The sequence below is a fragment of the Kitasatospora sp. NPDC004723 genome (assembly GCF_040609255.1).
Taxonomy (GTDB): domain Bacteria; phylum Actinomycetota; class Actinomycetes; order Streptomycetales; family Streptomycetaceae; genus Kitasatospora.
On record NZ_JBEXJT010000008.1, the window covers coordinates 194,350 to 204,166 of the forward strand.

The window sequence follows — 9,817 nt, forward strand, 5'->3', positions numbered from 1 at the left end:
GGGTATGTTCGCGCGACGTTCGCCCCGCGGTCGCCTCACCATATGTCTGATCTTCAAACCTCTTGTTGCGATTTAACATCTCGCCACCCAATACGCCTTAATGTGCCTACCGGGGAAGCGAGTTCCCGCTGTCACCGCGAAGGGCCGTAGGGTTCCACCCGAGGCCGGCGGCCCGCACCGGGTGCCGTCCGGCCGGGGTGCCGCAGGGGAGGATTGGGACTTGACCGAGAGCGACTGGGTGGTCGGCGACCGGGACCGCCTGACGTTCGACGCGTTCTGCGACACGCACGGCAGGGCCTGGACCGGGTTCGCCCGCGCGCGCCTGCGCGACGACGCCGTCGCGCACACGGTGGTGGAGATCGCCAAGGCCCGGGTGTGGCAGGAGTGGCCCCGCATCCTGCGCGAGCAGATCCCGCCCTTCCACGCCTGGGCGATCCTCAAGGAGGAGATCGGGGCCTGCCTGGCGGAGCTGATGATGAACGGCGAACCGCTGCCCACCCAGACGCACGTCCCCGGGTGGGTCCAGTCGGTGCGGACCGCCGCCGAGCGGGCACACCACCTGCTGGAGACCGAGGGCAGCCACGAACAGCTGTACGCCGCGCTGCGCCGGCTGTCCGAGCGGCGCCACGACGTGATCGTGCTGCGCTACCTGCTTGGCCTGCCGGACGACCAGATCGCCAGCTACCTGGGGACGACCGAGGCCAACGTCCGCTCGACCGTGCGCCAGGCCCTCGACCGGCTGGCCGCGGCGCTCGGCGGCCGGCGCGGGGAGGGCCGGTGAGCACCGAGCACGACCGGGCCCTGCACCCGAACGCGACCGGCGTCCACACGCCCGCCCGGGCCCCGCGGCCGCAGCCGGGGGGTGCCGGCGTCTCCTGGGAACGGCTGCTGACCGCGCCGAGCCCGATGTCCTCCGAGCACAAGCAGGCGGCCCACGAACTCGACCTCGCCGCCTCCCTGGTCCTGGCGATGCCCTCCGCCGCGGCCTCCCTGAGCCTGCTGGTCAACGGCGAACGGATCCAGCCCGAGGGCGCCCTGGTGCTCGGCGCCCTGCTGTACGTCGCGGACCACCGCGACGGCGCCCAGTTCTGGTGGCAGTTCGCGGCCGGCGGCGGCTCCTACACCGCGGCGTCCTTCCTGAGCCTGCTGCACCGCAGCCTGGGGGAGTTCCTGGACGCCGAGGTCTGGCGCCAGCAGGCCGAGGCGATGGCCACCCGGCCCCGCCCCCCGCAGCGGGTGCTGGACCCCCCGCGCGCCCTGCTTCCGGCCAGGGTGCTCGCCGACATACTGGCCCGCTGCCACCACGGCCTCGACGTGCGGCTGCCGCCCCGCATCGCGGCCGTGATCCATCAGCTCCCGGTCGACGGCGACGACCCCGAGTACGGCGAACTGCCCCAGGTCAGCAGCACCCTGGTCCGCGACCTCACCGGCGAGCCGTAGCGGACGGCGGCGGCCGGCATCGGCGCGTGCCGGGCGTGCTGCCCCGCTGGGTGCCCGCCGAGGTGCGCCGCCGCCCCCGACGAAAGACGCTCGTCGGGGGCGGCGGCACGTCCGGAGCCGGTTCGGATGCCGGCCACCGCCAGGGTGGTGGCCGGGTCGATCGGGCCGGCCGCCCCCGGGGCCTCGGTGTCCATCCAGCCCGACCAACGGCCGAGGGCGTAGTCGCCGTTGGGCCGTCGACCTGCGTGGTGACGGCGCCCGATCGCCGGACCGGGCCCTCAGCGGCGGGCGCCGCGCACGGCCCAGAGGAAGCCGGCCGCGACCAGTGCGGCGGTGGTCGCCGTGATCGCCGCGATCCGCGGGTCCAGGAAGGCCTGCGGCTCGTCGATGACGATGCCGATGATGTAGAACTGCGCGGCGCAGGCGAGGGCCGCACCGGTGAGCGGCGCGGTCCAGGAGCTGAGCGCGGCGCGGTCGGGGATCCAGGCCAGCAGCATCGCCGTCAGGATGGCGATGGAGGTGGTCACGGCGGCTCCCAGCACGGCGCCGATCGGGATGAGCACGAAGCTGTAACCGAGGACGGTGATCACGGCGCCCCAGCCGCCCCCGACGGCCAGGCCCGCGCAGATCAGCCGCCCCCAGATGCGCAGCCGCCAGGCGGTGGGTCCCGGGTCGTCCCGGCGCGGCGCGAGTGATGCGGTCATGAACGAAGTCTCCGGGGAATCTCGGGCGAAGGGAGGTGCCCGCCGGGCCGGCCTCGTGGCGTTTCCGGCGGGCACCCCGGTCGAACAAGCGGCGGTGCGGTCCACCGCGGCGGATGCTACTCCAGGTCGCTCTTGCGGGCGTACGAGTCGGACTCCAGGTACTCGCGGGCACCGCGCTTGATGAGGAGGACGGTCACGGCCTTGTTGCCGTTCGCCTCGCGGGCCGCGCGTTCACCGAGTGCCTGGGCGAACTCGTTGTTCAGCAGGTCGACCCGGTGGTCCGTCTCCTCCTCCGGCGGGTAGTAGGCCTCGTGGGCGGCCGCCCACTTCTCCGCCTTCTCCCGGCCGAGCCGCGCGGTGAGACTCGCCTGCCACAGCACGTGCCGGTAGGCGTTCGCCTCGGCTCCGCCCTGGCCGCCTTCCTTGTACTGGTTCTCCCTCATGGCCCACATGCTCTCGGCGACGTAGACGGTGCACTCGGACTTGTTGTCCCAGCAGAGCGACAGCTCCGCGTCGTTCATGGTGAAGCTGAAGGAGCGGTTCATCTCCTTGCGCTGCTCCTCCGTCACCGCCCGGTACTCGACCTTCTTCTGGTCCTGGTCGCCGAGGTGGTTGGCCCGCGCCTTGCGCTCGTCCTTGGTCAGGTTGCCCTTGGAGTTGCTGCGCGGCGTCGGCGGGGTCGGCGGCGGCGGGGAGCAGTCGTGGGTGGCGCAGTACTCGGGGGCCGGGGTGCCGCCCTCGTTGCGGGTGATGTTGAGGTAGTTGCTGCCGTAGTCGACCGGCTGGGTGCCCTTGTTGGTGCAGGTGTACTGGCCGGAGTAGCACTCGGGCAGCGCCTCGCCGGACGGGTCGCTGGTGGTCAGCGGGTTGTTGTTGGCGTAGGTGTAGGCGCCCATCTCCTGGGAGGCGGTGGTGTCCATCCGCGGGTCGACGCTGATGAACCGGCCGGTGTTGGGGTCGTACTCGCGGGCCCCGAGGTGGGTCAGGCCGGTGTCGCCGTCCCGGGTGCCGCCCAGGAAGCCGTGGTCGCCGAGCCAGCCGCTGCCGGGTGCGGCGCCGCGCTCGGCGCCGAACAGGGTCGTCTTGCGCCGGGTGACGGCCTGGGTGGCCGAGTCGACGTGGACGGTCGCGGTGCCGTGCTGATCCGCGAGCACGAAGGACAGCTTGCCCGCCGTGCGCACGGCCGCGGTCCTGCCTCCGTGGCTGTAGTAGCGGGTGCCGACCGGCGTGGTGGCGCCGGGCGCGAGCTTCAGCTCGTTGCCGCCGGGCAGGTAGAGCGTGGTGCCGGTGGAGTCCCTGCGCACCAGCCGCCCGCCGTCGGCGTCGTAGACGTACGTGTTGTCCGTCCCGGTGCCGGTCAGCTTGGCCAGGTGGCCCTGCTGGTCCCACTCCAGGGTCTGGGCGGGGGAGGAGCCGATCGTGCGGCCGGTGGTGTTGCCGGTGACGTCGTAGGAGTAGCTCTCCTTGACGGTGCCGCCGGGGCCGGTCTGGGTGACCTCGGCCAGGGCGTTGGGCTTGCCCTGGACCGGGGTGTAGGTGCGCACGGTGTCCGCGGCGCCGCCGAGGCCGTGCCGGGTCTCGCTGCGGCGGTTGCCGACGCCGTCGTAGCCGAAGCTGGTCCAGTAGGCGTCGGGGCCGCCGACCGTGCTCGCCGACGGCGCGGCGGTGCAGTTGTCGGTCGCGGTCCAGGCCTGGGTGATCCGGCGCAGCGAGTCGGTGATGACGCACTGGGTGTCGGTCGCGACCGGCGCGTCCTGACCGGACCTGGTCGAGGTGCTGGTCACGTTGCCGACCGGGTCGTAGGTGTAGCGGGTGTCGTCGATGCGCTGCGGGGCGGCCTCGCGGTCGCTCACGGCGCGCAGCAGGCTACCGGTGTGCTCGTCGTACTCGTACGAGGCCCACAGGTGCGAGCCGAACGCCCCGTACTCGTCGCGCAGGGTCCGGCCGTAGTGGTCGTAGGTGCTGACCGAGACGATCGGGGCGCCGCCGGCGTAGGTGCTGACGGGCAGTCCGGTGGTCGGGGTGTAGGAGTGGACGATCCGCTCCGCCGGCAGTCCGCCGAGCGCGGGCTGCTGGGTCCACATCGGCTGGCCGGTGTTGGTGTTGTAGGACGTGGTCCACTTGTAGGTGTTGGCCAGCGCGCCCTCCGCGGCCGGCACGGTCAGCTGGGTGTTGACCGGCTGGTAGAGGGAGTTGTACGAGGTCACCGCCGAGACGTAGGCGGCGCCGTCCACATAGCGGGTGCTGGTATCGGGCTTGCCCTTGGCCGCGGTGTCGTACGTCCACTCGGCGAGCCTGGTGGCACCCTGCTTGACGGCGGTGGTGCGGCCGAGCGCGTCGTAGTCGGTGTGCAGCACCACGCCGCGGGCGTCCTTGACGTCGGTGACGCGGCCGCCGACGTCGACGGTCAGCTCCGAGGTGCCCTTGTCCGGGTCCTCGACCCGGACCTGCCGGCCGCGGCTGTCGTAGCCGTAGCGCCAGACGTTGCCGACCGGGTCGGTCATCTCGACGACCTGGCCGCGCTGGTCGTAGCGGTAGAGCACCGACTGGCTCGCGGTGCGCTCCTCGTTGGTGTACTCCTTCATCTCGACCACGTTGCCGCGGGCGTCGGCGAGGTTGGTCTTGGCGGTGCCGCCCTTGGGCGGGACGACCGTGATGCCGTCACCGTGGTAGGTGGTCGTGGTGCGCTTGGTCTCGTCGCCGAACCGCTTGCCGATGACAGCGGTCGGCCGGGCGGCGCCGTCGTAGAGGGTGTCGGTCGAGGACGGGTACTTCAGCTCCTGCCCGGTCACCAGCACGCCCTCGGCGGCGCCGTCGGCGTAGTACGAGCCGGAGTCGCGCCAGGCCAGGCCGCGGCTGTCGTAGAACTGCTCGGTGACGAGGCGTCCCGTGCGGTCGGGCGAGGTGCGCTGGGTCTGGCGGGAGCGCATCAGGCCGTCGTAGATCGCGTACGAGGTCTCGTAGGTGGAGTCGAACTGCAGGGTGCGGGTGGTCACCACGACCGGGCCGTTGTTGCGCACCTGGTAGTCGAACCCGTAGTTCGGCGAGTCGGGGTAGGTGGCGGCCGAGCGGGTGGGCAGCCAGACGCCGGTGAGCCGGCCGAGCGCGTCGAAGCGGCTGGTGGTCACCTTGGCGTTGGGGTCCGAGATCGTCAGCGCCTGGCCGCGCAGCGGCTCGTAGCCGGTGGTGGTCGTGTGGCCGAGCGGGTTGGTGACCACGGAGGAGGCCGCGACCTCCCCGGCGGCCGGGGTGTAGGCGGTCGTCGTGGTCTTGCCGTAGGCGTCAGTGGCCGAGACGACGCGGCCGTAGGCGTCGTAGCCGGTGCGGGAGAGGGTGTCGTAGCCGTTGCCCGCCCCGTTGATGCCGCGGCTCTCGGTGGCCAGGCCGGCGGTGGGCGCGGCGCCGACGGTGGTGGTGTTGTCGTAGAGGGTCTGGGTGTCGGTGATGACGTCCGCCGGCCGGTTGACCGGCGCGCCGCAGGCCGCGCCGACGAGCTCCACCCGGCTCGGCTTGTTCAGCATCCAGGTGCCCGTGTTGCGGGCGTACGTCGTCGTGGTGCACCGCTCGTCACCGCTCTTGGACTCGTCGCCGAGCTCGCTGAGGGTGGACAGCAGGCCGTACTCGTCGAAGGTGCGCGACAGCGAGGTGCGGCGCTCGCCGCCGGTGACCGCGGTGCGGGTCCGCTCCTTCTGGATGCCGGTGAAGCGGGCGGTGAGCGCCGGCAGCCCGGCGCGGTTGCGGGTCGCGGTGGCGGTGGAGCTCCACGGCGTGTACGAGGTCGCCGACACCAGCGCGCCGCCGTCCCCGTTGTAGACGGCCTTCTCGCGCAGCTGGCCGGCGAACTCGGGCCGGTCGGTGACGGCCTCGCCGGCCGAGTCCTTGACCGCCGCCCCGTCGAGGCCGCGGAAGTAGCGGGTCTCGGTGAGGGTCCGGGCGTCGTAGCCGGCGCCGGTGCGGGTCTGGACGCGGCCGTAGCCGCGGGCGACGGAGAAGGTGCGCTCGTCGGCGTTGGTGAGCTCGTCCTCGTTCATCGCCCAGGCGGCGCCGTCGGGGTAGGAGTACTCGGTGACCTTGTCCGGGGTCTCGGCGAGGTTGTCGCCCTCGACGACCTTCTCGACGACGTAGCTGTTGAACCAGTCGTCCTTCACCGTGCTGCCCTCGCGCCGCTTGACGGGGTAGCAGCGGCTGGTGTTCGAGCCGTTCGCGGCCGGCAGGCCGGTCGCGGTGCAGCCGGGCTGGGAGTAGTAGACGCCGATGGTGCCGCCGGTCTCGGTGGTGATCTGCGACATCCGCAGCCGGATGAACGGCGCGAGGCCGTCACCGGTCCTGTCCACCCGGTTCGCCAGCTGCTCGCCCTCGAAGGTGACCGCGGGCAGGTCCAGTTTGCCGCCGGTCCAGCCGGTGCGGGTGACGGAGGAGAGCCACATCGGGGTTGAGAGGCCGTCACCGGAGGGCGGGAAGCCCTGCTTCAGGCTCCAGCTGTCGACGTCCTTGTGGGTGCCGCCGGTCAGGGCCCTGGCGGTGACGGTGACCAGGCGCTTGCGGGACCAGAAGGTGGGGGAGGCGTTGGACTTGCAGTCCGCGCCGTCCGCGCAGTACAGGTCGAACGGGACGTCCGGCCAGTTCTTGGCGTGGGCCTCGTCGAAGGTGCCGCAGTCGGCCAGGCAGCGCTCGTCGACGTCGAACTTGACGACGCCCATCGGCTTGGCGGAGTACACGGTGTCCGCGCGCAGGCCGTACTCGACGCGGTCGAGCCAGCCGCCGCGCACGTACGGGGTCGCGGTGCCCTTGCCGGTCGTCGTGCTCCAGTTGCGGGCGTAGTTGTTGGTCTCGGTGTTCCAGTAGTACGCCATCGCGTTGCCGCGCGCGTCGACCACGTAGTCCAGCTGCCAGCGCCAGGCCTGCTGGCACCAGGCACTGGCGAAGGACGCGTTGTAGCAGGGCTCGCCGGACTGGTTGCCGAACACCGGCACCGTCCAGGTCGACCTGGTCTCCGCCGATCCCGACTGGAAGCCCGGCAGGCGGTTCAGGCCGAAGAAGTACTGGGTGCCGTCGGTCGAGGTGATCTTCCAGTGCTCGCCGTCGTTGTCGCCGTTGGCGGCGCCGGTCAGCTTCTCGACCTTCTCGCCGCTGTCCGCGGCCGGGTGCCAGCCCTTGCCGGCCTCGTACACCAGCTCGGTGTTCTTGCCGCCGAGGTTGAGGACGGCGTTGTCGTTGAACCAGCACAGGTCGCCGACCTTGGCGGTGTTGGTGCCGCCGGTCCTGTCGTCGTCGCACGGCTTGTAGCGCCGCTCGATGAAGCCCGGCTCGTACGACCAGCCGTCACCCAGCCAGCCGGCCTGGTTGTTGGAGGCGCTGCTGCGCCCGTCGACGGCCTGCGAGGAGTAGCCGAGCGAGACGCCGGGCTGCAGTCCGCCGGGCACCGGGGGCACCGACATCGGGTAGGACCAGGTGAAGGTCCCGGTGGAGCCGCCGGCCGACCAGGCCCCGGACGCCTGGAGCTGCGTGGCCTTGTAGTCACCGGTGGGGCCGCTGGCGTCGGCGAGCGCCGCGAGCACCGTGACGCCGCCGGCCGCGGTGGACCCGGCGGCGAGCGAAAAGCCCTTCGCCTGCGCCGGGCGGGCGGCGGGGGCGTCCACGCTCGCCGACAGGGCGCCCTTGGCGGGCTCGTTCACCGACTCCAGCGGCACCGGCGTGCGGCACTCCGGGCTGTCCGGAGTGGTCAGCGCACACTCGGGAAGCCGGACCAGCCGCAGTCGTGACGCCCAGTCACCGCCGTAGGCCTTGGCGAAGGCCGAGTAGTCGAGCGTGACCTTGACCTTTCCGCCCTCGGGCGTCTGGTCCGCCGAGGAGAGCGAGAACAGCACGCCGTCGATTCCGGCGGCACGGGTGTGCTGCCGGTCGGCGACGGTGACCTCGACTCCCTTCGGCTGTCCCGAAGGGAGTGCCTTCGCGCGTGAATCAACGTTTGCCGTAAGCGACTTGCCCGATTCGGATGCCGATTCCACGGATATCGCACCGGGGCCGGGCCATACCGCCTCGGGGGTCTTCTCCGTGGCGGTCGAGGCCAGGCCGGCCCGCTTTTCCCGGCCGATCGGTGCCGTCTTCACGGGCACCGGCCGGGTCTGCTGAAGGGCCGGCAGATCCGGTCCCCTGCCGCTGTTCTCGGCGGCTGACGCTGCACCTGGCAGTGCCGATGTCAATGCCGTGGCCACGACTGCGGTCGCCAGCCAACGGACGACGAAATGCCTCACTCGTCCCTCCGATGATTCTGAATGAGTCGACGAAGGCTAACAAGGCCCTACCGCAGATTTCTTGGGCTCACCTGGAGAAATGATGGGCGTAATGTCCCGTGTGCGATCATTCGTCAGGATCGATGGTGTGCGCTCTTGTCTTCCGTCAGCACAGATGGACCGAAGTGAAGTTGACTTTGCATCACGAAGATGAAGGCGATGTGAGAGGACCGAGAGGGTGCCTCGCGGTGGGGTATAGAGTCCTACCGCTTTCGGTAAATGCACTCATCGTGAAGGAAGCAGTGTGACCATCCTTTCCAGTAGGAACGGGCGCAGTGGTGTGCGTCCGACCGGGGCGATAGCCCTGGGCCTCGTGGGAGGGCTCACGGTCGGCCTCGCCGTCGTGCCGCCCTCCGTCGCCCGGGCCCTGCCGGCCGCCCCGACCGCCCCGACCTCCCCGACCGCGCCGACCTCCCCGACCGCGCCGGCTGCTCCGGGCGTCGCCGTGAACCCGTCCGACGACGACGGCTCGGTCAGTCCCGAGGAGAAGGCCCTCCAGCAGGCCAAGTCCACCAACGCCCCCGCCGAACTCGTCACCGCCCGGACCGAGCGGTCGGACACCTGGGCCAACCCCGACGGCACCTTCTCGGTGCGCCACTACGGGACCCCGGTGCGCGTACTGCGCGGCGGCGCCTGGGTGGCCACCGACCCGACGCTGCAGTTCGCGGCCGACGGCTCGGTGAAGCCGAAGGCCGCCTCCGTCACCATCGCCTTCTCCGGCGGCGGCGCCGGCCCGCTGCTGACCGGCGTCAAGGACGGGCGCACCCTCTCGCTCTCCTGGCCGAAGCCGCTGCCCCAGCCCACCCTGGCCGGCAACGTCGCCACCTACGCCGAGGTGCTGCCCGGCGTCGACGTGCAGCTGAAGGCCGAGATCGAGGGCTTCTCGCAGCTGGTGGTCGTCAAGACGCCCCAGGCCGCGGCCAACCCCGAGCTGGCGACGCTCAAGTACACGATGTCGACGGTCGGTGTGACGGTCGCCACCGACGCGGCCACCGGCGCCGTGCAGGCCACCGACCCCGCCGGGCGCCCGGTGTTCACCAGCCCGCCGCCGATGATGTGGGACTCCACCACCATCAGCAGCGCCCCGCCCGCCACCGGGCCCGCGAAGTCCGCCGCCGCCCCGGCCGCCCCGGGTGTGGAGGGTTTCGCGTCGACGGCCGGTGTCGGCGCGGGTGACCCGGCGAGCGGGTTCGAGCAGCCGGTCGGCGCCAAGGACGCGGTCATGCCGACCGCGGTCAGCGGCAACACCCTGCAGATCACGCCGGACCAGGCGCTGCTGACCGCCGCGGACACCAAGTACCCGGTGTACATCGACCCGTCCTGGGCGTGGGGCGGGCGCCAGAACTGGACCCGGGTCTACAAGAAGTACCCGAAGATGAG

At 71.7% G+C, this 9,817-nt stretch carries 4 protein-coding genes and 1 pseudogene; 3 read left to right on the forward strand and 2 right to left on the reverse strand.

All coding sequences use genetic code 11. The features are described 5' to 3' along the window. The first annotated feature begins 220 nt into the window (after nucleotides 1-220). Both ABZW10_RS12625 and ABZW10_RS12630 read left to right on the forward strand, forming a co-directional pair. A complete protein-coding gene (locus tag ABZW10_RS12625; protein ID WP_355363299.1) occupies nucleotides 221-781 on the forward strand; it encodes a sigma factor-like helix-turn-helix DNA-binding protein in 561 nt (186 codons plus the stop codon). Then, nucleotides 778-1,440, forward strand: coding sequence for a hypothetical protein (locus tag ABZW10_RS12630; protein ID WP_355363301.1), 663 nt, complete (start codon nucleotides 778-780; stop codon nucleotides 1,438-1,440). The genes ABZW10_RS12625 and ABZW10_RS12630 overlap by 4 nt, the downstream gene beginning before the upstream one ends. A 278-nt stretch (nucleotides 1,441-1,718) precedes the next feature. On the opposite strand, the gene ABZW10_RS12635 is transcribed toward ABZW10_RS12630, so the two are convergent. Continuing rightward, complete coding sequence (locus ABZW10_RS12635; RefSeq protein ID WP_355363303.1) at nucleotides 1,719-2,144, reverse strand: hypothetical protein; 426 nt, start codon at nucleotides 2,142-2,144, stop codon at nucleotides 1,719-1,721. A gap of 116 nt (nucleotides 2,145-2,260) precedes the next feature. Further along, the gene (locus ABZW10_RS12640; protein ID WP_355363305.1) at nucleotides 2,261-8,011 is read right to left on the reverse strand and encodes an RHS repeat-associated core domain-containing protein; all 5,751 of its coding nucleotides are present in this window, start codon (nucleotides 8,009-8,011) and stop codon (nucleotides 2,261-2,263) included. Between the two features lie 670 nt (nucleotides 8,012-8,681). Here ABZW10_RS12640 and ABZW10_RS12645 point away from each other — a divergent pair. Then, nucleotides 8,682-9,817 (forward strand): annotated as a pseudogene (locus ABZW10_RS12645) (hypothetical protein); the annotation flags it as partial.

What these genes read in the sequence shown, in the direction of transcription:
- ABZW10_RS12635 (WP_355363303.1), bottom strand. Translation starts at nt 2,144, where the DNA reads ATGACCGCATCACTCGCGCCGCGCCGGGACGACCCGGGACCCACCGCC.